21 protein-coding genes are annotated in these 25,999 nt (G+C 61.2%); 7 read left to right on the top strand and 14 right to left on the bottom strand.

Features of this window, described 5'->3' with window-relative positions:
- Positions 1–11: 11 nt before the first annotated feature.
- The 4 genes from pheA to mtnA form a co-directional block, all read right to left on the bottom strand.
- Positions 12–1,106, bottom strand: coding sequence for a prephenate dehydratase (gene pheA / locus PSH86_RS08265; RefSeq protein ID WP_003199233.1), 1,095 nt, complete (start codon positions 1,104–1,106; stop codon positions 12–14).
- On the bottom strand, positions 1,106–2,191 hold the full coding sequence (gene serC, locus PSH86_RS08260) for a 3-phosphoserine/phosphohydroxythreonine transaminase (RefSeq protein ID WP_109751397.1): 1,086 nt from the start codon (positions 2,189–2,191) through the stop codon (positions 1,106–1,108). Before serC ends, pheA begins: the two co-directional genes overlap by 1 nt.
- 321 nt (positions 2,192–2,512) lie before the next feature.
- On the bottom strand, positions 2,513–5,176 hold the full coding sequence (gene gyrA, locus PSH86_RS08255) for a DNA gyrase subunit A (protein WP_109751396.1): 2,664 nt from the start codon (positions 5,174–5,176) through the stop codon (positions 2,513–2,515).
- A 447-nt stretch (positions 5,177–5,623) separates the two neighbouring features.
- Positions 5,624–6,700 (bottom strand): S-methyl-5-thioribose-1-phosphate isomerase, encoded by a 1,077-nt coding sequence (gene mtnA, locus PSH86_RS08250; RefSeq protein WP_116831760.1) that lies wholly within the window; start codon positions 6,698–6,700, stop codon positions 5,624–5,626.
- Between the two features lie 106 nt (positions 6,701–6,806).
- On the opposite strand from mtnA, the gene PSH86_RS08245 reads away from it, so the two are divergent.
- The 5 genes from PSH86_RS08245 to PSH86_RS08225 all read left to right on the top strand — a co-directional run bounded on the left by PSH86_RS08245 (position 6,807) and on the right by PSH86_RS08225 (position 11,796).
- Positions 6,807–8,138, top strand: a complete 1,332-nt coding sequence (locus tag PSH86_RS08245) for a TRZ/ATZ family hydrolase (protein ID WP_109751394.1) — start codon at positions 6,807–6,809, stop codon at positions 8,136–8,138.
- A gap of 61 nt (positions 8,139–8,199) precedes the next feature.
- The gene (gene ubiG, locus PSH86_RS08240) at positions 8,200–8,898 is read left to right on the top strand and encodes a bifunctional 2-polyprenyl-6-hydroxyphenol methylase/3-demethylubiquinol 3-O-methyltransferase UbiG (protein WP_116831759.1); all 699 of its coding nucleotides are present in this window, start codon (positions 8,200–8,202) and stop codon (positions 8,896–8,898) included.
- A 4-nt stretch (positions 8,899–8,902) separates the two neighbouring features.
- The gene (gene mupP / locus PSH86_RS08235) at positions 8,903–9,574 is read left to right on the top strand and encodes an N-acetylmuramic acid 6-phosphate phosphatase MupP (protein ID WP_109751392.1); all 672 of its coding nucleotides are present in this window, start codon (positions 8,903–8,905) and stop codon (positions 9,572–9,574) included.
- 191 nt (positions 9,575–9,765) lie between these two features.
- Positions 9,766–10,506: a YciK family oxidoreductase gene (locus PSH86_RS08230; RefSeq protein ID WP_109751391.1), complete on the top strand. Its 741-nt coding sequence runs from the start codon at positions 9,766–9,768 to the stop codon at positions 10,504–10,506.
- A 363-nt stretch (positions 10,507–10,869) separates the two neighbouring features.
- Entirely contained in the window at positions 10,870–11,796 is a 927-nt protein-coding gene (locus tag PSH86_RS08225; RefSeq protein ID WP_305489143.1) for a GGDEF domain-containing protein, read from the top strand.
- Positions 11,797–11,920: 124 nt separating this feature from the next.
- On the opposite strand, the gene PSH86_RS08220 is transcribed toward PSH86_RS08225, so the two are convergent.
- The 7 genes from PSH86_RS08220 to PSH86_RS08190 form a co-directional block, all read right to left on the bottom strand.
- Complete coding sequence (locus PSH86_RS08220) at positions 11,921–12,691, bottom strand: iron-containing redox enzyme family protein (protein WP_269154684.1); 771 nt, start codon at positions 12,689–12,691, stop codon at positions 11,921–11,923.
- A 77-nt stretch (positions 12,692–12,768) separates the two neighbouring features.
- Entirely contained in the window at positions 12,769–15,228 is a 2,460-nt protein-coding gene (locus PSH86_RS08215; protein WP_305489140.1) for an EAL domain-containing protein, read from the bottom strand.
- 189 nt (positions 15,229–15,417) lie between these two features.
- Positions 15,418–17,244 (bottom strand): ABC transporter ATP-binding protein, encoded by a 1,827-nt coding sequence (locus PSH86_RS08210; RefSeq protein ID WP_109751387.1) that lies wholly within the window; start codon positions 17,242–17,244, stop codon positions 15,418–15,420.
- Entirely contained in the window at positions 17,237–17,839 is a 603-nt protein-coding gene (locus tag PSH86_RS08205) for a DsbA family protein (RefSeq protein ID WP_204334276.1), read from the bottom strand. Before PSH86_RS08205 ends, PSH86_RS08210 begins: the two co-directional genes overlap by 8 nt.
- A 36-nt stretch (positions 17,840–17,875) precedes the next feature.
- The gene (locus tag PSH86_RS08200; RefSeq protein ID WP_305489138.1) at positions 17,876–18,817 is read right to left on the bottom strand and encodes a rhodanese-related sulfurtransferase; all 942 of its coding nucleotides are present in this window, start codon (positions 18,815–18,817) and stop codon (positions 17,876–17,878) included.
- A 260-nt stretch (positions 18,818–19,077) separates the two neighbouring features.
- Positions 19,078–19,377, bottom strand: coding sequence for a BolA family transcriptional regulator (locus PSH86_RS08195; protein ID WP_014337210.1), 300 nt, complete (start codon positions 19,375–19,377; stop codon positions 19,078–19,080).
- 12 nt (positions 19,378–19,389) lie between these two features.
- On the bottom strand, positions 19,390–19,911 hold the full coding sequence (locus tag PSH86_RS08190) for a DUF2059 domain-containing protein (RefSeq protein WP_042732949.1): 522 nt from the start codon (positions 19,909–19,911) through the stop codon (positions 19,390–19,392).
- A gap of 213 nt (positions 19,912–20,124) precedes the next feature.
- Between PSH86_RS08190 and PSH86_RS08185 the strand changes: the two genes are divergently transcribed.
- Positions 20,125–21,519 carry a class II fumarate hydratase gene (locus tag PSH86_RS08185; protein WP_109751384.1) on the top strand — a complete coding sequence of 465 codons (1,395 nt, stop codon included), beginning with the start codon at positions 20,125–20,127 and terminating at the stop codon, positions 21,517–21,519.
- Positions 21,520–21,646: 127 nt separating this feature from the next.
- On the opposite strand, the gene PSH86_RS08180 is transcribed toward PSH86_RS08185, so the two are convergent.
- Positions 21,647–22,609, bottom strand: a complete 963-nt coding sequence (locus PSH86_RS08180) for a DMT family transporter (protein WP_109751832.1) — start codon at positions 22,607–22,609, stop codon at positions 21,647–21,649.
- Between the two features lie 189 nt (positions 22,610–22,798).
- Here PSH86_RS08180 and PSH86_RS08175 point away from each other — a divergent pair, with 189 nt between their 5' ends.
- Positions 22,799–22,996, top strand: a complete 198-nt coding sequence (locus PSH86_RS08175; protein WP_109751383.1) for a DUF6316 family protein — start codon at positions 22,799–22,801, stop codon at positions 22,994–22,996.
- Positions 22,997–23,150: 154 nt separating this feature from the next.
- Here PSH86_RS08175 and PSH86_RS08170 read toward each other — a convergent pair whose 3' ends face one another.
- Together PSH86_RS08170 and pap are read right to left on the bottom strand one after the other, a co-directional pair.
- Positions 23,151–24,335, bottom strand: coding sequence for a thiolase family protein (locus PSH86_RS08170; protein WP_109751382.1), 1,185 nt, complete (start codon positions 24,333–24,335; stop codon positions 23,151–23,153).
- A gap of 103 nt (positions 24,336–24,438) precedes the next feature.
- Positions 24,439–25,953, bottom strand: a complete 1,515-nt coding sequence (pap, locus tag PSH86_RS08165) for a polyphosphate:AMP phosphotransferase (protein WP_109751381.1) — start codon at positions 25,951–25,953, stop codon at positions 24,439–24,441.
- Positions 25,954–25,999 lie beyond the last annotated feature (46 nt).

Raw genomic sequence — 25,999 nt, 5'->3', positions numbered from 1 at the left:
GCTATCCGCCCTTAAAGAACTGCCTTGGGGTAGGAACCCAGCACCTTGAGTGCCACTGCTTCCTGACTGATTTTTTCCAGCACACCTTTTACCAGTGGATCACGGTGGTGGCCGACAAAATCGATGAAGAACACGTAGGTCCATTTACCGCTGCGCGACGGACGGGTCTCGATCCGCGTCAGGTCGATACCGTTGTCATGGAACGGCACCAGCAGTTCATGGAGCGCGCCGGGCTTGTTGCTCATGGACACGATGATCGAGGTCTTGTCGTCGCCGGTCGGCGGCACTTCCTGGCTGCCGATCATCAGGAACCGCGTGGAGTTGTCCGGGCGGTCCTCGATTTTCTCGGCCAGGCGAGTCAGCCCATAGAGGCCGGCCGCCATGTCGCCAGCGATCGCCGCCGAGTTCCACTCGCCCTTGACCCGCTTGGCCGCTTCGGCGTTGCTCGATACAGCCACGCGCTCGACGTTCGGGTAATGGGCGTCCAGCCACTTGCGGCACTGGGCCAACGACTGGGCGTGGGAATAGATCCGGCTGATGCTGTCAGTCTTGGTGTTCTCGCCGACCAACAGGTGGTGGTGGATACGCAGCTCGACTTCGCCGCAGATCACCATGTCATGCTCGAGGAAGCTGTCCAGCGTGTGGTTGACCGCGCCTTCGGTGGAGTTCTCCACCGGCACCACGCCGAAATTCACGGCCCCGGCCGCCACTTCACGGAAGACTTCGTCGATGGCCGCCATCGGCTTGCTGATCACGGCGTGGCCGAAGTGTTTCATGGCGGCAGCCTGGGTGAAGGTGCCTTCCGGGCCCAGGTAGGCGACCTTCAGTGGCTGCTCGAGGGCCAGGCACGAAGACATGATTTCGCGGAACAGACGCGCCATCTCTTCGTTGCCCAGCGGCCCCTTGTTGCGCTCCATGACACGCTTGAGCACCTGCGCTTCACGCTCGGGGCGATAGAACACTGGTACTTCGCCTTCGGCCAGGGAAGCCATCTTCACCCGGGCGACTTCCTGGGCGCAGCGCGCGCGCTCGCTGATCAGCTCCAGGACCTTTTCGTCCAGGGCATCGATGCGCAGGCGCAGCGCCTTGAGTTCTTGCTCAGACATCAGCCATGTTCCTTCTCGAACTCTGCCATGTAGGCGATCAGCGCATTGACGGCGTTGATGTCGACGGCGTTATAGATGGAAGCGCGCATGCCACCGACCGAACGATGGCCCTTGAGGTTCAGCAGGCCACGTTCGTCGGCACCGACCAGGAACGGCTTGTCCAGACGGTCATCGGCCAGGCGGAACGGCACGTTCATCCACGAACGATCGGTCTTGTTGATCGGGTTGCTGTAGAGGCCGCTGGCATCGATGAAGTCATATAGCGTGCGCTGCTTCACTTCGTTGAGCTTGCCGATGGCTTCGACACCGCCCTGCTCTTTCAGCCATTCGAACACCAGGCCGGACAGATACCAGGCCAGGGTCGGCGGCGTGTTGTACATCGAGCCGTTGTCGGCCGCGACCTTGTAGTTGAGCATGGTCGGGCACAGGGAACGGGCGCGACCCAGCAGGTCTTCGCGAATGATGCTGACCAGGATGCCGCTCGGGCCGATGTTCTTCTGCGCTCCGGCGTAGATCATGCCGAAACGGGAGATATCCACAGGGCGCGAGAGGATGTCCGAAGACATGTCTGCCACCAAGGGCACGTCGCCCGTTTCCGGGATCCAGTTGAATTCCAGGCCACCGATGGTTTCGTTCGGCGCGTAGTGAACATAGGCCGCGTCCTTGGACAGCTTCCACTCGTTCTGGCCGGGAATCGCGAAGTAGTCGTAGGGCTTGGCGGTAGCCGCCACATTGACGTGACCGTAGCGCGAAGCTTCTTCGATGGCTTTCTGCGACCAGATACCGGTGTCGATGTAGTCGGCGCTGCCGCTTTCCGGCAGCAGATTCAACGGAACCTGGGCGAACTGCTGGCTGGCGCCGCCTTGCAGGAACAGCACCTTGTAATTGGACGGGATGTTCAGCAGATCACGCAGGTCCTGCTCGGCCTTGGTGGCAATGGACACGAACTCATCGCTGCGATGGCTCATTTCCATGACGGACAGGCCCTTGCCATGCCAGTCGAGAAGTTCACCCTGGGCACGTTTCAGGACCGCTTCAGGCAACGCCGCCGGGCCGGCACAGAAGTTATAGGCTCTCTTGCTCACATCCAATCTCGCTCTGATCTGGTGGTTCACGCAATTAATACGGTATCAGGTGGTGCGCATTGTGGACCTAGGGCGGGAGAGCAAAGGTGTGGGAGCAAGGCTTGCCCGCGATAGCAGACTGTCATCCAACATTGATGTTGACTGGTCTACCGCCATCGCGGGCAAGCCTTGCTCCCACAAGCTTTGCTCCCACACAAGCCTTGCTCCCACAAGCTTTGCTCCCACACAAGCCTTGCTCTCACAAAGCTGCAATTTGATACGAAATTTCAAACAGAACAAACAACAAGGGGGCGAATCTTCATCCGCCCCCTGCGTGTCCGCTTAGTCCTGCGGTTCTTCTTCGTCTGCGGCAGCGTCGAGCGATTGGTCGCCGGTCACATCGTCGACATCGGCGCCCAGGGCACCGTCGAACACCGCGCCATCCTCGCCTTCCAGCTCCTCGCCCTCGACTTCCGACGGTTCCTGGACCCGCTCAAGCCCTACCAGCGTTTCGTCGCTGGCCAGCTTGATCAGCGTCACACCCTGGGTGTTACGACCCAGGCTCGACACTTCAGCGACTCGCGTACGCACCAAGGTGCCCTGGTCGGAGATCAACATGATCTCCTCGCCATCGAGCACCTGGACGGCGCCGACCAGGCGGCCGTTACGCTCGTTGCTGACCATGGCGATCACGCCCTGGCCGCCACGCTTGTACTCAGGGAATTCGCTGATGGCCGTGCGCTTGCCATAACCACGCGCCGAAGCGGTGAGGATCTGGCTGCCTTCTTCAGGGATCAGCATGGAAATCAGTTTCTGGCCTTCCGGCAGGCGCATGCCGCGTACACCGCGGGCGGTACGGCCCATGGCACGAACATCGGACTCCTTGAAGCGAGTCACCTTGCCACCGTCGGAGAACAGCATCACTTCACGCTCACCATCGGTGATGGCAGCGGAAATCAGCACGTCGCCTTCGTCCAGCTCCAGTGCGATCAGGCCGACACTGCGCTGGCGGCTGAAGGATTCCAGCGGGGTCTTCTTCACGGTGCCGTTGGCGGTAGCCATGAAGATGTAGTGACCCTCGGTGTACTCCTCCACCGGCAACATGGTGGTGATGTATTCACCATCGTCCAGCGGCAGCAGGTTGACCAGCGGACGGCCGCGGGCGGCACGGGACGCTTCCGGGATTTCGTAGGTCTTGAGCCAGTACACCTTGCCCTTGCTGGAGAACAGCAGCAGCGTGGTGTGACTGTTGGCGACCAGCAGGTGAGCGATGTAGTCCTCGTCCTTGACGCCTGTCGCCGACTTGCCTTTGCCACCGCGACGCTGGGCCTGGTAGGCAGCCAGCGGCTGGGTCTTGGCGTAGCCGCCATGGGAAATGGTCACCACGCGCTCTTCTTCCGGGATCATGTCACCCAGGGTCAGGTCCAGGCGCGCATCGAGGATCTCGGTGCGGCGCACGTCGCCGTATTCGGCGCGGATCACTTCCAGCTCTTCGCGGATCACTTCCATCAGGCGCGTGGCGCTATTGAGGATGCGGATCAGCTCGCCGATCTGGTTGAGGATTTCCTGGTATTCGGCCAGCAGCTTCTCATGCTCCAGGCCGGTCAGGCGGTGCAGGCGCAGTTCAAGGATGGCTTGCGCCTGTTCCGGGGACAGGAAGTACTTGCCATCGCGCAGGCCGTATTGCGGATCGAGGTTCTCCGGGCGGCACGAATCGGCGCCGGCACGCTCGACCATTGCCACCACCGCGGAGGACTCCCAAGGAGTGCTGACCAGCGCTTCCTTGGCTTCCGACGGCGTTGGCGAAGCCTTGATCAAGGCGATCACCGGGTCGATGTTCGACAGGGCAACGGCCTGGCCTTCGAGAATGTGACCACGCTCGCGAGCCTTGCGCAGTTCGAACACCGTGCGACGGGTGACCACTTCGCGGCGGTGACGCACGAAGGCTTCCAGCAGGTCCTTGAGGTTCAGGATCCGCGGACGGCCGTCGATCAGCGCGACGATGTTGATACCGAACACGCTTTGCAGTTGGGTCTGGGCGTAGAGGTTGTTGAGGATCACCTCAGGCACTTCGCCACGACGCAACTCGATCACGACGCGCATGCCGTCCTTGTCGGATTCGTCACGCAGCTCGGTGATGCCTTCGAGCTTCTTCTCTTTCACCAGCTCGGCGATCTTCTCGATCAGGCGAGCCTTGTTCAGTTGGTACGGCAGCTCGGTGATGACGATCTGCTGGCGACCGCCAACCTTGTCGATGTCTTCGACGGTCGAACGGGCACGCATGTAAATGCGGCCACGACCGGTGCGGTAGGCCTCGATGATGCCGGCACGACCATTGATGATCGCGGCGGTCGGGAAGTCCGGGCCCGGGATGTACTGCATCAGCTCATCGACGGTCAGCTCGGGATTGTCGATGAGGGCCAGGCAACCGTCGATGACTTCACCGAGGTTGTGCGGCGGGATGTTGGTCGCCATGCCCACGGCGATACCGCTGGAGCCGTTGACCAGCAGGTTCGGGATACGGGTCGGCATGACCGCCGGGATCATTTCGGTGCCGTCGTAGTTCGGCACCCAGTCCACGGTTTCCTTGTGCAGGTCGGCCAGCAGTTCGTGGGCCAGCTTGGTCATGCGCACTTCGGTGTATCGCATGGCCGCGGCGTTGTCGCCGTCCACGGAACCGAAGTTGCCCTGGCCGTCTACCAGCAGGTAGCGCAAGGAGAATGGCTGCGCCATACGAACGATGGTGTCGTACACGGCAGTGTCGCCGTGGGGGTGATACTTACCGATCACGTCGCCGACGACACGGGCGGATTTCTTGTACGGCTTGTTGAAGTCGTTGCCCAGTTCGCTCATCGCGAACAGCACGCGCCGGTGCACGGGCTTCAAGCCATCGCGCGCATCCGGCAGCGCCCGCCCGACGATTACGCTCATTGCGTAGTCGAGGTAGGACTGTTTCAGCTCGTCTTCGATATTGACCGGGAGGATTTCTTTGGCCAGTTCGCCCATGAGAAGCCTGATTCCTTTTTCTGGTGAAACCTCGTCACATCCAGATGGGACGAACGAAGCTCGCCGCTGCAGAACAAGTGCCGTGCAGCGACTTACGACAAATCAACGAGTTATGCCATGGATCTGCGCAGTAAAGGCCACCTCGCGAGGCAGCCCTGGAAACCGCCGGATGTTATCACAAGAGCCGCCACGCACCTATCCCCCAGATGCGCATGGTGCGTAGTTAGTTGACCGGTGACAGGCTGATATGGGACCAGAGGGGCTCAGAAGCGCTGTGGATGAAGAATTGAAGGGCAAATGCAAGGCATTTGTTGACTTTCTGGACTCTATCGCGGGCAGGCTCGCCTCCCACAGGGAGTTTTGGTGTGCCCAGGATTCAGGACACAACACCGATCCAATGTGTGAGCGAGCCTGCTCGCGATAGCGTTATGCCCGACGACAAGCGGCTCAGTGCAACCGCTTGCGGCACATCAGCTGCGCCAGCTTCGCGGAATCCGGGCGCTCGATGATGCCCTTTTCCGTGACGATGACATCAATCAGGTCCGCCGGGGTGACATCGAATACCGGATTGAAGGCATCCACATCCGCGCCGAGCCACTTGCCACCGATTTCCAACAGTTCGCGCCCGTCACACTCCTCGATCGGGATGTCATCCCCGCTGGCCAGGCTCATGTCGATGGTCGAGCTCGGCGCCACCACCATGAAGCGTACGCCATGGTGCATGGCGCAGACCGCCAGTTGATAAGTGCCGATCTTGTTCGCTACGTCACCATTGGCGGCGATGCAATCGGCACCGACGATCACCCAGGTCACACCCTTGGTCTTCATGATGTGGGCTGCAGCGGAATCGGCGTTGAGGGTCACCGGGATGCCCTCACGAGCCATCTCCCATGCCGTCAGGCGCGAGCCCTGCAGCCATGGACGGGTTTCGTCGGCATAGACCCGCTCGACCATGCCTTCGATATACGCACCACGGATGACCCCCAAGGCCGTGCCGAAGCCGCCGGTCGCCAGGGCGCCGGTGTTGGAATGGGTCAGGATGGCCTGGGCATTGCCCTGGTGCTTGCGGATCAGGTCGACACCGAGCTGGGCCATGGTCAGGTTGGCTTCACGGTCACTCTCGTGGATCGCGATGGCTTCGGCCTCAAGCACAGCCAGCGGCTCGGCGTGCTCTTTCAAGCGCCCCAGCCGATCGCGCATCCGGTCCAGCGCCCAGAAGAGGTTCGCCGCCGTCGGCCGGGCCTCGGCCAGCAAGGCAAAATCAGCCTCCAGCGCCGCTTGCCAGTCATCCCCCTCAGCCATCCTGGCCCGCGCTGCCAGCACGACGCCATAGGCCGCACTGATGCCGATGACCGGTGCGCCGCGCACCACCCTCGAGCCAATGGCCTCGGCCACATCGGCGGCACGGGTGCAAGCGATCCAGTTTTCCTCGAACGGCAAGCTACGCTGATCCAGCAGGTACAGGACGCCATCGCGCCAATCGATGGCTTTCACCTTCTCCGCAGCCAATAGTCGATCGCGCATCCTTCACCCCGCACTCATGAACAAAAGCCGCCGATTATAGCGATCCCTCCGCGAAGACGCTCGGGTATACTTCGCCATCCTTTATACCCCATGGAACCGTTCCACGATGCCCAAGCCTGCCGTTGCGCTCGACTTATTATTGCTGCCGACCTGGTTGGTGCCTGTCGAACCCGCCGGTGTGGTGCTCAAGGACCATGGCCTGGGCATTCGCGACGGTTGCATCGTGTTCATCGGCCCCCGAGCCGAAGCCCTGAAGTGCGACGCCGCACAGGTCCGCGAGCTGCCCGGCATGCTGCTCAGCCCCGGCCTGATCAATGCCCACGGCCACGCGGCCATGACCCTGTTTCGCGGCCTGGCCGATGACTTGCCCTTGATGACCTGGCTCGAACAGCACATCTGGCCGGCTGAAGCCAAATGGGTCGATGAAGATTTCGTCCGCGATGGCACCGACCTGGCAATCGCCGAGCAGATCAAGGGCGGCATCACTTGCTTCTCCGACATGTATTTCTACCCCAAGGTCGCCAGCGAGTGCGTCCACGACAGTGGCATTCGTGCGCAAATCGCCATTCCGATCCTCGACTTTCCGATCCCCGGTGCCGCCAGTGCCGACGAAGCCATTCGTCAGGGCATCGAATTGTTTGGCGACCTCAAGCACCATCCGCGGATCAAAGTCGCATTCGGCCCGCACGCGCCCTACACGGTGGGCGACGAGAACCTGGAGAAAATCCGCGTGATCGCCGAGGAGCTGGACGCGGCCATTCATATGCATGTCCACGAAACCGCCTTCGAAGTACAGCAGGCTGTGGATAACACCGCTGAGCGGCCGATGGCGCGCCTGGGACGACTGGGTCTGCTGGGGCCACGCTTCCAGGCCGTGCACATGACTCAGATCAGCGACGAAGACCAGGCCTTGCTGGTAGAAAGCAATTGCAGCGTGATTCATTGCCCCGAATCGAACCTGAAGCTGGCCAGCGGCTTCTGCCCGGTGGAGCGCCTGTGGCAGGCCGGCGTCAATGTCGCCCTCGGTACCGACGGCGCGGCGAGCAACAACGACCTGGATCTGCTCGGCGAAACCCGCACCGCCGCCCTGCTGGCCAAGGCCGTCGCCGGCTCGGCCACCGCCCTGGATGCCCATCGGGCACTGCGCATGGCCACGCTCAATGGCGCCCGGGCGCTGGGCATCGAGGCGACAGTCGGCTCGCTGGAAGTGGGCAAGGCCGCCGACCTGGTGGCCTTCGATCTGTCGGGACTGGCCCAGCAGCCGATCTACGACCCGGTGTCGCAGTTGATCTATGCCACCGGTCGCGATTGCGTCAAACACCTGTGGGTGGGCGGCAAGCCGTTACTGGAGGATGGCCGGCTGACTCGCATGGACGAATCAAGCCTGATCGCCACGGCCCAAGCCTGGGGTCGCCGCATCAGCGGTCACAACGAATAACCACGCCCCTTGAGCCGCGGCTCGGGGCACCTGATTTTCCAAGCTTTTCGAGGATCTGCACATGAGCAACGTCGACCACGCCGAAATCGCCAAATTCGAAGCCCTGGCCCATCGCTGGTGGGACCGTGAAAGCGAATTCAAACCGCTGCATGACATCAACCCGCTGCGGGTCAACTGGATTGACGAACGGGTCAACCTGGCCGGCAAGAAGGTCCTCGACGTCGGTTGCGGCGGCGGCATCCTCAGCGAGGCCATGGCCCAGCGCGGGGCCACGGTAATGGGCATCGACATGGGCGAAGCGCCACTGGCGGTTGCGCAACTGCACCAGCTGGAATCCGGCGTCAACGTGGAATACCGGCAGATCACCGCCGAAGCCCTGGCCGAAGAAATGCCCGGTCAATTCGACGTGGTCACCTGCCTGGAAATGCTCGAACACGTGCCAGACCCGTCCTCGGTCATCCGCGCTTGCTTTAGCATGGTCAAGCCCGGCGGCCAGGTGTTCTTCTCCACGATCAACCGCAACCCGAAAGCCTACTTGTTCGCCATCATCGGCGCCGAATACATCATGAAGCTGCTGCCTCGCGGCACCCACGACTTCAAGAAATTCATCCGCCCTTCCGAGCTGGGCGCCTGGAGCCGCATGGCCGGGCTGACCGTCAAGGACATCATTGGCCTGACCTACAACCCGCTGACCAAGCACTACAAGCTGGCCGCCGATGTTGACGTCAACTACATGATCCAGACCCTGCGCGAGGAGTAAGTCGATGCGTCTCAAAGCGGTTCTTTTCGACATGGACGGCACGCTGCTCGACACCGCGCCGGATTTCATCGCCATCTGCCAGGCCATGCGCGCCGACCGTGGCTTGCCACCGATGAACACGCAGCACATTCGCGACGAGATTTCCGGCGGCGCCCGGGCGATGGTCGCGGTGACCTTTTCCATGGACCCGGAATCACCGGGGTTCGAGGACCTGCGCCAGGAATTCCTCGACCGCTACCTCAAGGGTTGCGCGGTCCACAGCCACCTGTTCGACGGCATGGCCCAGGTGCTGGCCGATATCGAAGCGGCCAACCTGATCTGGGGCGTGGTCACCAACAAACCGGTGCGTTTCGCCGAACCGATCATGCAGCAACTGGGCCTGGCCGAGCGTTCGAAAGTGCTGATCTGCCCTGACCATGTGAAAAACAGCAAGCCAGACCCCGAACCGCTGACCCTGGCGTGCAAGCTGCTCGACCTGGACCCGGCCAGCGTGTTGTTCGTGGGCGATGACCTGCGGGACATCGAGTCCGGCCGCAGCGCCGGCACCAAGACCTGCGCGGTGACCTACGGCTACATCCACCCGGACGACAACCCCCGGCACTGGGGCGCGGATGTGGTGATCGATCACCCGTTGGCGCTGCGCGAGGTGCTGGATAACGCGTTGTGCAGTTGCTGATCTGACTGTTCTTGTGGTGACGGGATTTTTGTGGGAGCAAGGCTTGCCCGCGATGAAGGCGATGCGGTCTTTCAGAAATCGCGACGCCTGTTCGCGAGCAAGCCCTGCTCCCACAGCCTACTCCCACATAGCGGGGAAAATCCCCTCGCCACACAGCGTCTGCCAACAGATTGACTTGTTGAGGTTTTTTTATGTTTGATTATTCCGCCCGCCCCGACCTGCTCAATGGCCGGGTGATTCTGGTCACCGGCGCCGGTCGCGGGATCGGTGCCGCTGCGGCGAAAGCCTACGCCGCCCACGGTGCCACTGTGCTGTTGCTGGGCAAGACCGAAGCCAACCTGACCCAGGTCTACGATGAGATCGAGGCGGCCGGTCATCCGCAGCCAGCGGTGATCCCGTTCAACCTCGAAACGGCGTTGCCTCATCAGTACGATGAACTGGCGGCGATGATCGAAACCGAGTTCGGTCATCTGGACGGCCTGCTGCACAACGCCTCGATCATCGGCCCGCGCACACCGCTGGAACAGTTGTCCGGCGAGAACTTCATGCGCGTGATGCATGTGAACGTCAACGCCATGTTCATGCTCACCAGCACCTTGCTGCCCCTGCTCAAGTTGTCCAAGGACGCCTCCGTGGTATTCACTTCCAGCAGCGTCGGGCGCAAGGGCCGGGCGTACTGGGGCGCCTATGGCGTGTCCAAGTTCGCCACCGAAGGGCTGATGCAGACCCTGGCCGACGAAGTCGATACCGTCGCCGCAGTGCGCGCCAACAGCATCAACCCCGGCGCTACCCGCACCAGCATGCGTGCCCAGGCCTATCCAGGGGAAAACCCACTCAACAATCCGACGCCTGAAGAGATCATGCCGGTCTATCTGTACCTCATGGGCCCGGACAGTACCGGTATCAACGGCCAAGCCTTCAACGCGCAATAACTGCCTTTCTCCGCGTCGCGACGATTTACCGTCGCGACGCGGGCTCCTTCAATAGCCTGCCAGGCGAAACGCCAAGTCCACGCCGCCCAAATGCTGGCGCGGCGCTCGCTCATAAGCATCAATTCATTGATTTCTCTAGATTTTTATTCTAATGAACTGAATGGCACGACTTTCGCTCTAAATATCCTCAAACACGCCATGTTCGGCGGGGAACGGACGTTGAGACGAGTCTTACGCCTGACAGGGAAAGCGGTCTAAACTCAAATCAGATGTCCTACGGGACTGAAGGATCAGTACGACACGCTACCTTAAGCGGCATCACCCAGCCCGGCAGGACAGATTTAGCTTAGGGGCTAACGCCAAATGAAAACGCCCACCCAGATCAACGCGATAGACTTCGACAGCGCCAAGTTGCAGCGCCTGGGCTTCGGCCAGCCGTCGCCACTCGTGCCACGCTCGGTCAGCCTTTCGCAATTGCGCAAGCAACTGGGCCAACAATTGCAGACCAGCCTGGAACCACAACGCATCCTGGGCCTGTTTTTCCGGGAAGTTCAGCGATTGGTGCCCCTGGATGCATTGGCCTATCAACACAAGCCCAGCGATCTGCGTCTCGAACTCGGGCAGCGGGGCCATCACACCCTCAGCTACAACCTCAGCCATGAAGGCGAACACTTGGGCGAGTTGGTATTCCGGCGCAACCAACGCTTCTCTGAGGCGGAACAGGCCGACTTGGAATCGATGCTCTCGACATTGCTGTATCCATTGCGCAACGCGCTGCTTTATCGAGCCGCCACTCAAAGCGCGCTGCGCGATCCGCTGACCGGCACCGGTAACCGCATCGCCATGGACCAGACCCTGGTTCGTGAAATCGACATGGCCAGGCGGCATCTACAACCCTTGTCGCTGCTGATGCTCGACATCGATCATTTCAAGCGTATCAACGACAACCATGGGCATGGCGTCGGCGACGAAGTGCTCAAGGCCGTGGCCGAATCGATCAAGAGCCAACTGCGCAATGTGGACATGGTGTTCAGGTTCGGCGGTGAAGAATTTCTGATTCTGCTGGCCAATACCAGCCGCGACGCTGCGGCCATGGTGGGGGAACGGCTACGTTATGCCGCCCAGGCCCAGGATTATTTCGCCGCTGGCACACGGATCGAACTGACGGTGAGCCTGGGTTGCGCGACGTTGCTACCGGGGGAGTCCTCGGAAAGCCTGCTACGCAGGGCCGACAGCGCGCTGTACGTCGCCAAGCGCGAAGGACGCAATCGGCTGGCGATGGCAGGCTGAAAATAACTGTGGGAGCGAGCTTGCTCGCGATAGTGGTCTAGCCGTCAACCTCCCCGTCGACTGCCAGGCCTCTTCGCGAGCAGGCTCGCTCCCACATGGGTGCAGCTATCTGTAGCGGTAGAAATCAGCTCCCGGCCAGCGCCAGGCGCTCACGGGTGGAAGAAGATTTGCCCACGGACTCCGACTGCTCCAGTTGCATGCAACGCTCCAGGAACAGGTACATGTAGTCGTAGCTCTTGCACACAGCCTGTCGCAGCTCCGTTTGCAGGGCCTTGCTCGGATTCATCCCCGCCAGCGTACAGATGATTTCCAGGGCCTCCCAAGGATGGGCGTCATCGTACTGGGCATGCATCTTCAGCCATTTCATGGCCCGCTTGCGATCTTCCTCGGCGAAAGCCGCCGCATAGACGCCAGTGGAACACACCAGCGCCGACCACTCTCCCGTCGCCCCCTCAATGGCATAGTTGGTCGCGGCGATGGCCACGATCAGCGAATCCGAGGAGCTGGTGTGCCAGCACCAGTGGCTCAAGGCATGAAGCTCGGGTGGCACATGCTGGGCTTGCAGGTCTTCCAGGCTCACGCCATGGGCGGCGCTCCAGTTCACCCAGTAGTCGGCATGGTTGAGTTCGACACGAATGTTACGCATCAGCCAGCGACGCGCCATGTCCTCGCCGGGATGGCGGGCGAAGCGGGTCTTGGTGAGGTTCTGTGCCATGTATAAAGCGAACTGTTCGACGACCGGCCAACCACCAATGAGGTAGTGGCGCATGGTCTTGGCGCTGAGCTTGTTGTCGCGCATGCGCTGATACAGTTCGTGTTCGACAACCCGGCGCTTGCTCTCGCTGCAATCGGTAATGAGCTGCTGTGCCCATTTCGGATAGCTCGTGGGGTCCATGAGCGGGCCTGTTCGGTTGAATGTGTCGATCACTGTCGGGCTCCTTTTGATTGTGATTTTCCGGATCAACAAGAGGTTCAGCGGAACGTGCCGGGGGCCTTGAATAACAACGGCTGGGGCCGGGCCGGCCGACATTGCAACGTGTCGCAGGTAAACAATTGCGGGCGTTCGATCACATACCCCTGAGCGTAGTCCACCCCAATCTCCAGCAATGCCTGCTCGATCTGGGCGGTTTCAACAAACTCGGCAATCGTGCGCTTACCCATGACGTGACCGATGTGATTGATCACCTCGACCATTGCACGGTTAATCGGGTCGTCCAGCATATCCTTTACGAAACTCCCATCGATCTTCAGGAAGTCTACAGGTAAATGTTTCAGGTAAGCGAATGAAGACATTCCGGCGCAAAAGTCATCCAGCGAGAAGTAACAGCCCAAGCTCTTGAGTTCATTGATAAAGCGGATCGCACTACCCAAATTCGAAATAGCGCTGGTTTCTGTAATTTCAAAACAAATCATTTCTGGCGGAATCGAGTAGGCCGCAAACTGTTTACGCAGGAAATCGAGAAACGCCTGATCTCCGATAGTAGTGCCTGACAGATTGATCGCACACATCGCCATGGGTCCCTGTCGCAAATCATTCAGGCATTGGCGGATGATCTTGAAGACATTTTCCACCACCCAACGGTCCAGGGACGTCATCAGGCCATAGCGTTCCGCTGCGGGAATGAAGCTGTCCGGCAGGATCATCCGCCCGGCTTCATCGTGCAGGCGCAGCAGGATTTCAATGTGCCCACCACCATGATCGCCCGGCCCCAGCGCGGCGATTTCCTGGGCATAGAGGCAGAAGCGATTTTCCTCCAGGGCCATATGCAAGCGCTGGACCCAGGCCATCTCGCCAAAGCGCAGGGACAGCTCCGAGTCGTCGGCGTGATAGACCTGGACCCGGTTACGCCCCTTTTCCTTGGCCATATAGCAGGCCATGTCGGCAGCCCGCAGGGACGCCTCCAGGGTGGTCGGCGTCTGGGCGATATGCACCAGGCCGATGCTCACAGTGGTCACGAACGGCCGCCCCTTCCAGACAAAGTGCAGGTTCTGCACGGTCTGGCGCAGCCCTTCGGCGATCTTTTCCGCCGCTTCCGGCGAACAGTTCTCCAGCAAGATCCCGAACTCATCCCCGCCCAACCGGGCCAGGGTGTCGTTTTCCCGCAGCCCTGATTGCAGCAAGGCGCAGATATGACGCAACAATTCGTCGCCCGCGGCATGGCCGCAGGTGTCGTTGACCAGCTTGAACTGGTCCAGGTCGAGAAACATCAAGGCATGGCGCCCAACCTGGCGGGTAAGGTTGTGCAAGGCCTGCTCGAGGCGATACTCGAACTCCCGGCGGTTCGCCAGGCCAGTCAGGGCGTCATGGGTGGCCTGCCACGACAGGTTGGCGATGTATTGACGCTCCTGGGTCATGTCATGCAGCACCAGCACGGCGCCGCTGACCTTGCCCGCATGACGGATCGGCGCGCCCACCAAGGTGACCGACACGGTGCTGCCGTCCAGGCGCTGGATCAGTTTCGAATGCTCGCTGGCGCCGCTGAGCCGGCCGCTGAGGATGTGCTCGATCAGGGTCAGCCCCTCGGTCTGGGCATTGTCATCGAGCAAATTGAACAGCGCGGCCAGGGGCAGGCCCGTCGCGTGTTCGGTTTTCCAATGGGTCATCGCCTCGGCAGCGGGGTTCATATAGGCGATGGCACCCTCGACGTCGGTGGTGATGACCCCGTCGCCAATGGATTGCAGGGTGATCTGCGCCCGTTCTTTCTCCATCTGCAGCGCATTGGCGAACACTTGTCGCTGGGCCAGCAGTTTATGGGTACGCAACAACGCCAGGACGATCAACCCCAGGGCGGTGGCGAAATTGGTCACCAGCAAGAGCCGCAGGATGAAACGCGAACCCTCGCCCAATGCATCGCTGAAGGCCTTGGCGGCCGGGGTGACGGAGTCATTGATCGCAAAAATCTGGGCCTTCCAGCCACGGATGTCCAGCTCCGACGCCAGGCCTGCGCTAATGCTGCCGTGCATCTGCCGGGCGACGTTGTCCAGCTCGATCAGGTAGCCGTCGCCCACCGTCCAGAGATCGATGGCTTCTTCCAGGTAGCTGAAGTGACGAAAATTCAGATAAAGCCAGATCAGGCTGGACACATCGTCCGGATGATTGCCGCCCTTGAGGATGCCCGCCCTTGCCGCTTTCAGGTCCGGTGGTTCGCGGTCCAGCGCCACTCGCAACTCATGGCCGCCCTCAGGGACGGCGATGGCTTGCTGGTATTTGCGAAAAATTGTCTCGTCACGGCTGTCGGCGTAGAGATTGAGGTAATAGATGGCGTCTTTCTGGCCCTTGGACCAGAGGCTCTCCCCCGCCACGTAGCCGCGAACGGCGGACAGCACGTAAAGACTGACGCCGCCAAGCAATGCCTGAAATAGCACAACGGCGATAAAGGGCCAGACGATGCCCAGCAGCCGAGGTGTTCCGAGAGTCTGCTTTTGCTTCATGAGGTCCCTTGCACAGGTATTGCCGGACGAACACCCGCCAGAATTCCGCTCCTGACTCAATAGCCTAGGCTAGTTTTCAACCCTTCGAATGAATGGATGAACAGATCGACAGGCTTTGCGTGGAATTGGGAAAAATCGGCGTGTTTGCCTGCTTTTTTCCGATACTAAGCGCAGAAAAGTTGCGCAAACTCAAGGCTGCTGTATCTGTTGCAAGTGACCGTAGAGTCGGGCGTAGAGACCGCCCTCGGCAATCAACTGCAAATGGTCGCCGTCTTCGGCGATTTGCCCACCGTCGAACACCAATACCCGATCGGCCTGCTTCACCGCCGAGAGCCGGTGGGCGATGATCAGTGTGGTGCGTGCACTCAAAAAGCGCGCCAGTGCCTGGTGGAGGTTGTACTCGGTGGCAGCGTCCAGTGCCGAGGTGGCTTCGTCGAGAATCACCACCCGAGGGTTGGCCAGTACCATGCGGGCGATGGCCAGCCGTTGACGCTGCCCGCCCGACAACCGCACCCCGGAACGCCCTACTACACTCTCCAGGCCCAGGGGCAGCGCCCGTACAGTGACATCGAGCTGGGCGATTTCCAGTGCCCGCCAGCAGTCGTCGTCACTGCACTCACGCCCCATGGAGAGGTTCGCACGCACCGTGTCGTTGAACAGCGCCGGATGTTGCAACACCACTGCAACATTCTCCCGAATAGTCTCCAGGCCGATCTCCTGCTGCGTGGCGCCACCAAAACGAATGCTGCCCGATTGCGGCGTGTACAACCCCAGCAACAACTGCACCAGGGTGCTCTTGCCGCCGCCGCTGGCACCGACGATAGCGACTTTCTCGCCAGGCGAGATGGACAGGTTCAACTGGTCGAGCACCAGTTCTTCACCGTAACCGAAACTCAACCCCTGGATATCGATGCCTACGGTGTCACGCCCCTTGAACGGATCGACGACACCCGTGTACTGAGGCTCGTCGGCCCGGGCCAGCAGTTCATTGATCCGGTTCAAGGCACCGCCAGCGGCATAAAAGGCGTATTGCAGATTGAGCAACTGCTCGACCGGACCGATCATGAACCAGAGATAGCTGAATACCGCCAGCATCTGGCCGATGGACAGGTCGGAAAACACTACGGTGAGCATGGCCGCCGCGCGAAAAATATCGATGCCGAACTGGAACAGCAAACCACTGGCGCGGTTCGAGGCGTCGGTTTTCCACTGCGAACTCACGGCGTAATCACGGACCTCCTTGGCACGCATCCCCAAGCGGCCAAGGAAATAACCCTGGCGGTTACCGGCGCGCACTTCCTGGATGGCATCCAGGGTTTCGGTCAAGGCCTGGGTGAAGCGCGAGGTGCTGTCGTTCTCCAGTTTCTTGAGATGCTTGACCCGCTTGCCCAACTGCACCGTGGCGTAGATCACCAGCGGGTTGAACAGCAGGATCAACAGCGCCAGTTCCCAGTGCATCCATACCAGGATCCCGGCCGTGCCCACCAGGGTCAGCATCGCCACCAGGAAACGGCTGAGGGTTTCACCGATGAATTTGTCGAGGGTGTCCAGGTCGGTGACCAGATGGGCTGCCACGGTACCGCTGCCCAGGCTTTCGTACTCGCCCAGGGAGATTCGCTTGAGACGCTCGATCAGCCGGATGCGAATGCGATAGACGATGTCCTTGGCCAACCTGGCGAACAGGCGCGCCTGCACCACGTTGAACAGCAATGCGCCACAGCGCAGGGCCAGGGTCACCAGCAACATCAGCCCGATATAACCGGCAGCACGCTGCCAACCCATGGGCAATGCATGGTTCATGACTTTCAAGGCGGCATCGCCATGACCCAGCAGCACTTCGTCGACCAGCAATGGCAACAGCAACGGGATCGGCACGCTGCACAGCGTCGCCAGCACAGCCACGCCGTTGGCGATCCACAGGGCTTTTTTATGCTTGAGGGCCAGGCGACGGATTTCCGTCCAGCTCAACCGGTCGATACGCGGCGAAGCCGATGTAGCTTGCGGCCGCTCAGGCACAGGCCGCGCGCTCGAGCCAGCGACCAAGCAAAGGCGACAGTTGGCTCAGGGGCTGGTAACCGTTGGTCAGCAAGGCCAACTGGCCGTCACGCTCGGCCAACAACGTGGGGAACCCGGCAATGCCCAAGTCCTGCACCCAGGTGAAATCCGCAGCGGTGGCCACATGTTGGTCGGCGCGGTCGAAAGCCGCGGCGAATTCGATGCGTGGCAGCCCGGCCTGTTCGGCCAGCTCCACCAGGACGCTGGCGTGGGTGACGTCACGGCCTTGCACATAAAAGGCCTCCTGGATCAGCTTCAACAGCTTCCAGGCCAGGTCCGGGGCCAGGCTGCGGGCCGTCACCAGTGCCCGACAGGCAGGCTCTGTGTCGTAGACGAAACCGTCCGGCAACGCACCTTCAAGCTTGAAGGGTTGGCCGGTGGCCTGGGTGACGGCCTGCCAGTGTTCAAGAATGTAGCGGCGGGTGGTCGGCTCCAGCGCCGAACCGCTGCCGGTGCGCAAGCCGCCCACCACCAGGTGCAACTCCACCCCCGCGGCATGCGCCTGCCCCACCAATGCCTCGGCCACCGGCGCAAAGCCCCAGCACCAGGAACACATCGGGTCCATCACATAGAGCAAGCGTGACGCCATGGTTCAGGCCTCGGAAGATGTCTGCTTATAGTTGTAGCCGATCGGGTGCGGCATGTTGCGAGCCTTGGCCAATTCGATCTGCTTCTGCCGGTCGATGGCGCTGCGCCGGGTTTTCTCGCTCAGCTTATCCCAGCAATGTGGGCAACTGATGCCAGGTACATAGTGCTCCGAGGCGCGGTCTTCGACGCTGACCGGAGTACGACAAGCGTGACATTGATCGTAGTCGCCTTCGCTGAGGTCGTGGCGAACGGTGACGCGGTTGTCGAACACGAAGCAGTCGCCGCGCCACTTGGTTTCTTCCTGAGGCACCTCTTCGAGGTATTTCAGGATGCCGCCCTTGAGGTGATAGACCTCGTCGAACCCCTGGCCAAGCATGTAGCTGGAGGCTTTTTCACAACGAATGCCGCCGGTGCAGAACATCGCGACTTTCTTGTGCCGGGCCGGGTCGAAGTTGGCTTTGATGTACTCGGGGAATTCGCGGAAGCTGGTGGTCTTGGGATCGACGGCGCCTTCGAAGGTGCCGATGGCCACTTCGTAATCGTTGCGGGTATCGATCAGCAGCACTTCCGGATCGCTGATCAGTGCGTTCCAGTCCTGCGGTTCGACATAGGTGCCGACCTGCTTGTTCGGATCCACGCCGTCAACGCCCAGGGTGACGATTTCTTTCTTTAGCTTGACCTTGGTGCGGTAGAACGGCTGCTCGTCGCAGTACGACTCTTTATGGTCGATGTCGATCATGCGCGGATCGTTCTTGAGCCATGCCAGCAGGCCATCGATGCCTTCACGAGTACCGGAAACCGTGCCGTTGATGCCTTCTTCGGCGATCAGCAACGTGCCTTTGATGCCGTTGTCGAGCATGGCCTTGAGCAGGGGCTCACGCAGCTCGACGTAATCTTCCAGGGTGACGAACTTATACAGTGCCGCCACGACAATGGGTTGTGCCATGGGTGTTTCTCCAGGTGGCTACCCTCGTAAAGGGTGAACCGGATGCGAAAAAAAACGCGCCGGGTGAGCGGCGCGTTGCTGATTCTAACAAAAACAATGTGGCTTTAGGAGCGAAGTGCCCTGAAGCGAAGCGCTTATCGTGGCGAGGGAGCTTGCTCCCGCTCGACGGCAAAGCCGTCGCTCAGGGGGCCGCTTCGCAGCCCAGCGGGAGCAAGCTCCCTCGCCACAAAAACTTGTTCACCCAAAAGCAGGTTGCCCGCTCAGTGCTTGCTACCACCGGCACAGGTCGGCGAAGCCGGGGCGGCGTCGATCTGCGCCCATTCTTCAGGGGTGTAGGTGTGCAGCGCCAACGCATGGAATTCGCCCATCAGTTCGCCCAGCGTGCCGTAGACCTTCTGGTGACGCTTGACGCGATTGAGCCCTTCGAACTGCTGGCTGACCACCACGGCCTTGAAGTGGGTCTGCAGGCCACGGCTGTGCATGTGGCTTTCATCCAGCACTTGCAAGTGCTCAGGCTGCAAGAGCCCGAGTGTCGATTCGATGCGTTGTTGCATGCTCATACCGGGCTCCGCTTACGGCTTTTTCTTGGCAGGGGCAGCGGCTTTTGGTTCGAGCTCGGCCGTCATGTCGGCCAGCAGCTTGTTCACCACCGGCACCGCGCTTTCCAGCTTGGCCTGGGTCAGTTGGGCCGATTGCTGGGTCAACTGCGGCATTTTTTCCAGGACTTTCTTGCCCAATGGCGATTGGTAGAAGGCTACCAGGTCCTTGAGCTCCGACTCGCTGAAGTTGCTGGTGTAGAGCTTGACCATGTCCGGCTTGAGCTTGTTCCAGCCGATGGCCTGGTCCAGCGCGGCATTGGCCTTGGCCTGGTAGGTTTCCAGGGTGGCTTTTTTCGACTCAGGGGCCTTGGTCTGTTCAAAGCGCTGGGCAAACATCTGCTGCACTTGCATGTACACCGGAGTGCCCAGTTTGTCAGCGTGCGCCAGGGTCAGGAACGCTTCGGCGCTGGCGTTGTGGCTGGCGGTATCGGCGAAAACAGGGCCGCTGGCACACACCAGAGCAACTGCGGTACAGATGGCACGAAGACGGGTCATCGAGTTTCCTTTCATTACAGGCGAGGTAAAACCCCAAGGGCGACCATTCTGCGCCTAAAAAACGCCGGGCCTCAACCCCGATGCTTGTCGGGTCCGATTGACGGGCCGAATCCGCCACGCCTAGATTGAGGGAAGATTGAGGGAAGATTGAGGGAACCGGTACCGCCCATCTGGGCCTAAACTGCGCATTCAGCCTTTAAGGAGTTTGACCCGATGAGCCGTATCGAAACCGACAGCCTGGGCCAGGTTGAAGTCCCGGACGACGCCTACTGGGGCGCCCAGACACAGCGTTCCATGATTAATTTCGCCATTGGCAACGAACGCATGCCGCTGTCGGTGCTGCACGCCTTGGCACTGATCAAGAAAGCCGCCGCGCGGGTCAATGACCGCAACGGCGACCTGCCCGCCGACATCGCCCGCCTGATCGAACAGGCCGCCGACGAAGTGCTGGCCGGCCAGCATGACGACCAGTTCCCGCTGGTGGTCTGGCAGACCGGCAGCGGCACCCAGAGCAACATGAACGTCAACGAGGTAATCGCCGGGCGTGCCAACGAACTGGCCGGCAACCCCCGCGGCGGCAAGAGCCCGGTGCACCCCAACGACCACGTCAACCGCTCCCAGAGTTCCAACGACTGCTTCCCCACCGCGATGCACATTGCCGCCGCCCAGGCCGTCCACCAGCAATTGCTCCCGGCCATCAGCGAGCTGTCCGGTGGCCTGGCGGAACTGGCGGCGCGCCATATGAAGCTGGTCAAGACCGGCCGTACCCACATGATGGATGCCACGCCGATCACCTTTGGCCAGGAACTGTCGGCGTTCATTGCCCAACTCGATTACGCCGAACGGGCGATCCGCGCGGCGTTACCGGCGGTCTGCGAACTGGCCCAGGGCGGCACGGCGGTCGGCACCGGGCTCAACTCACCCCATGGTTTCGGTGAAGCGATCGCCGCTGAACTGGCGGCGCTGTCAGGCCTGCCATTTGTCACCGCACCGAACAAGTTTGCCGCGCTGGCCGGCCATGAACCTCTGACGTCCCTGTCCGGCGCACTGAAAACCCTCGCCGTGACCCTGATGAAAATCGCCAACGACCTGCGCCTGCTGGGCTCAGGACCACGGGCCGGGTTCGCCGAAGTGAAGTTGCCGGCCAACGAACCGGGCAGTTCGATCATGCCCGGCAAGGTCAACCCGACCCAGTGCGAAGCCTTGTCGATGCTGGCCTGCCAGGTCATGGGCAACGACGTGACTATCGGCTTTGCCGCCAGCCAGGGTCATTTACAGTTGAACGTGTTCAAACCGGTGATCATCCACAACCTGCTGCAATCGATTCGCCTGCTGGCCGATGGTTGCAGCAACTTCCAGCAGCATTGCATCGCCGGACTGGAGCCGGACGCTGAGCAGATGGCCGCGCACCTGGAGCGTGGTTTGATGCTGGTGACCGCGCTGAACCCGCACATCGGCTACGACAAGTCAGCGGAAATCGCCAAGAAAGCCTACGGCGAAGGGCTGACCCTGCGTGAGGCCGCGTTGCAGCTCGGGTACCTGACCGATGAAGAGTTCGATGCCTGGGTGAGGCCGGAGAATATGCTGGAGGCGGGTAGTCAGGGCTAGCGCCGGCCCCCATGTGGGAGCGAGCCTGCTCGCGATAGCGATGTATGAGTCGACTCTTCATCGACTGTCAGACCGCATCGCGAGCAGGCTCGCTCCCACAATGGATTCATGTCGGACATGCGACCGTCTATCGCTCTACAGCAAGCCGCTCGCGTCGGGCCCTGAGCCCGGCCATCAGCGACGGCCCCAGCGCCACTAGCGCCGACCCCAGCACCACCAGCACCGCCCCGCCATAGCCCAACAGATTGATCTGCTCGGCATGGACATAGTCGGGCCACCACCAGGCCGCCATCGCCACTGCGGCAAAGGTCACCAACGGCGTGATCGCCAGGGTCGCACTGACCCGTGACGCTTCCCAGTGGGCCAGGGCTTCGGCAAACGCGCCATAGGCAATCAGAGTGTTGAGGCAGCAGGCGAGCAACAACCAGCCTTGCAACGGGCTCAATTGCAGCGCCTCCAACGGATGTACCCAGGGGGTGAGCAGCAACGCGCAGAACAGGTAGATCACCATCATCACCTGCAACGAGTTCCACACCGTCAACAGTTGCTTCTGGCCCAAGGCATAGAACGTCCAGACCGTCGACGCCAGCAACACCATCAGGACCCCGGCGGTGTAGTCGCTCAGGGACGTCAGCAACTCGCCCAGGCGCTGGTTGAAAAACAACGTGAAGCCAATCAACAGCACCAGCAGGCCGATGCCCTGCCCCACGCTGAAACGCTCCTTGAACACGAACAGACTGGCGACCAGCAACATGATCGGCCCCATCTGCACCACCAGTTGTGCGGTGCCAGGGCTCAAGCGGTTCAGGCCCATCAGGTACAACACGTAGTTGCCCACCAGCCCGAGCACCGCCATCGCCACCAGCCAGCCACCGCGAGGGCCCAGGACCTTGCGACTGGGCAGACGCCGGGTGGCCGCCAAATAGATGAACAACAACCCGCCGGACACCAGCAAGCGAAACCAGGTCACGGTGACCGGGTCCATCACTTGCAACACTTGCTTGAGCTTGATCGGCAGGATGCCCCACAGCAAGGCGGTCAACAGGGCGAGGAACAGGCCATAGACCCAGCGACCGGACGATATGTGCATGCAACCCTCGAAGCTCAAGACATGAACGGCCATTCTAGGCGTCTATCACTGCACGACACAGGGACAGTTAGGCGTCGGGCGCTCATGGGATTGTATGGGTCGCAGCCGTCGATCGGCTGGACAGGCGAGAATCAGGGACTGCACATATGCTCATTTGAAACTGACCTCGCTGCACCCTGGAGACCCGACATGCTTGGCAAACGCGCCCTGGATCCCGCCCCTACGACCATTTTTCGCAGCGACCGGATCTGCCGGGTCAATGGCGAGTTCTATTTCAATACCCGCGAAGGCACCCAGGAAGGGCCATTCGCCAGTCGCGAGGATGCCTTGCGGGAAGTGGAGGCGTATGTGCAGCGCATGCTGCAACTGACCCAGGTTGCCAGCTAAACACTCCCACGGCTGGCGCAACATTTTTGTGGCGAGGGAGCTTGCTCCCGCTGGGTCGCGAAGCGGCCCCCCTGCCGATTAATAAACCGCACCGATCGGCGCCTGCTTCGCAGTCGAGCGGGAGCAAGCTCCCTCGCCACAAAAGCGCTTGCGGTTAGCTCACCACCTCGAACAACCCAGTAGCCCCCATCCCGCCGCCCACGCACATGGTCACGATGCCGTAGCGCAGGTTGCGTCGTTGCAGCTCACGCACCAGATGCCCCACTTGCCGCGAGCCGGTCATGCCGAACGGATGGCCGATGGAGATCGAGCCGCCATTGACGTTGTACTTTTCCGGATCGATTTCCAGCCGGTTGCGGCTGTACAGGCACTGGGAGGCAAACGCCTCGTTGAGTTCCCACAGGTCGATATCGGCAATCTGCAAGCCCTTGGCCTTGAGCAGCTTGGGCACTGAAAACACCGGGCCGATGCCCATCTCGTCCGGCTCGCAACCGGCCACGGTGAAACCACGGAAAAACGCCTTGGGCTTGAGCCCCAGCGCCAAGGCTTTTTCCAGGCTCATCACCAAGGTCATCGAGGCCCCGTCGGACAACTGCGACGAGTTGCCCGCCGTCACCGATCCGTCTTCGGCAAACACCGGTTTCAGGCCGGCCAGGCTCTCGTAGGTGGTGTCCGGGCGGTTGCAATCATCGCGATCGACCACGCCATCGAGAATCTGCACCGCGCCGGTCTGCTTGTCCTCGACCCGGTATTTGACCGCCATCGGGATAATTTCGTCATCGAACAACCCGGCCGCCTGGGCCTTGGCGGTGCGCATCTGGCTCTGCAAGGCGTAGCGGTCCTGCTCTTCGCGGCTGACCTGGTAACGGCGGGCGACGATCTCGGCCGTCTGGCCCATGGGGAAATAGATCCCGGGCACCTGCTCCTTGAGCAGCGGGTTGATCAGGTTGTCGGTGTTGACGCTTTTCATCGTCAGGCTGATGGACTCCACGCCGCCGGCCACGATGATGTCGCTGCAACCGGAAGCGATCTGGTTGGCCGCGATGGCGATGGCTTGCAGGCCCGAGGAACAGAAACGGTTGAGGGTCATGCCGGCGGTGCCGATGCCCAATTGCGAGAGCACCGCCACGTTGCGCCCAATGTTGTAACCCTGGGCGCCTTCATTGGACCCGGCCCCGACGATGCAGTCCTCGACACTGGCCGGGTTGATGTCATTGCGCGCCAGCAGGGCGTTGACGCAGTGAGCCGCCATGTCGTCCGGACGGGTCATGTTGAACTTGCCGCGAAAGGACTTGGCCAGGCCGGTCCGTACGCTGTCGACGATCACCACTTCACGCATGGCTGTACCTCATTGTTGTAGTCGGTTGAGAGTGAATCGAGCATAGATCCACTGCATAACCGACCGCGACAATCATTCACCTCGCGTATGCGTGCTCATCGTCCTAGCGCTTCTTCTTGCGAGCCTGTCGTGCGCTGCGCTCGAAAGCCGCCTCCAGCGCCTGGTTGAGGGTGCGCAACACCTTGACCCGCGCCCAGCGCTTGTCGTTGGCTTCCACCAATGTCCAAGGGGAAATCTCAGTGCTGGTGCGGTCTACCATGTCGCACACCGCGGCGCGGTAGGCGTCCCACTTGTCGCGGTTGCGCCAGTCATCCTCGGTGATCTTGAAACGCTTGAACGGGATGTCCTCACGCTCCTGGAAACGCTCCAGCTGCGTTTCCTTGTCGATGGCCAGCCAGAACTTGACCACCACCACGCCGGCATCGGCGAGCTGCTCCTCGAAGTCGTTGATTTCACCGTAGGCCCGCAGCCAGTCGGCCTGGCTGCAAAACCCCTCGACCCGCTCCACCAGCACCCGGCCGTACCAGGAGCGGTCGAACATGGTGAACTTGCCGCGCGCGGGAATATGCCGCCAGAATCGCCACATGTAAGGGTGGGCGCGCTCTTCTTCCGTGGGTGCGGCAATCGGCACGATGCTGTATTGGCGCGGGTCCAGGGCCGCCGTGACCCGTCGGATCGCCCCGCCCTTGCCCGCCGCGTCATTGCCTTCGAACACCGCCACCAGGGCATGCTGGCGCATGCGTTTGTCCCGCAACAGGCCAGCGAAGCGCGCCTGCTCGGTGATCAGCTGTTCTTCGTAGTCGGCCTTGTCCAGGCGCCGGGTCATGTCCAGGCTGTCGAGCAAGGTGATCTGGCCATCCAACTCCGGCAGCGGCGCCACACTGACCTTTTGCGGCTTGACCTTCGACCGGTCCAGGGCCTGGCGCAAGCCGTCGAGCAGGATCCGTCCGACGGTGAGGCTGCGATAACAACTGTCCATGCCTTCGATCACATGCCACGGTGCGTAATCGCGACTGGTGCGGCGCAGCACCCGCTCACCATACTTGACGAACTTGTCGTAGGTCTGGGACTGCTGCCAGTCCAGCGGGCTGATGCGCCAGCTGTGCAGCGGATCATCCTTGAGCCCCTTGAGCCGGGCCTTCATCTGTTTCTTGGACAGGTGGAACCAGAACTTGAAGATCAGCGCGCCTTCGTCACAGAGCATTTTTTCCAGGCGCTCGGCACCGGCGATCGCCTGGTCGAGCCGCGGGTCCTTGAACTCGCCATGGACCCGGCCCTGCAGCATCTGGCTGTACCAGTTGCCGAAGAAAATCCCCATGCGCCCCTTCGCCGGCAGCATCCGCCAATAACGCCAGGCCGGTGGCCGCGCCAGTTCCTCGTCGGTCTGCTGGTCGAAGGTGCGCACTTCGATCAGCCGCGGGTCCATCCACTCGTTGAGCAACTTCACCGTCTCACCCTTGCCCGCGCCTTCGATGCCGTTGATCAGCACGATGACCGGAAACCGGCCCTGCTGCTGCAACTCGAACTGCGCCTCCAGCAGCGCCTCACGCAGGGCCGGTACCTCGGCCTCAAAGGTGTCTTTATCAATGGCATGACCGATTTCAGCGGATTCAAACATGGGCAGCTCCTTCCGGGGATGGGCCAAGACTAGCGGATTGGATGCG

This window comes from Pseudomonas sp. FP2300 (genome assembly GCF_030687595.1).
Classification (GTDB): domain Bacteria; phylum Pseudomonadota; class Gammaproteobacteria; order Pseudomonadales; family Pseudomonadaceae; genus Aquipseudomonas; species Aquipseudomonas bijieensis.
The sequence above is the reverse complement of the archived record's forward strand: the minus strand, read 5'-3'. Positions and strand labels throughout refer to the sequence as shown.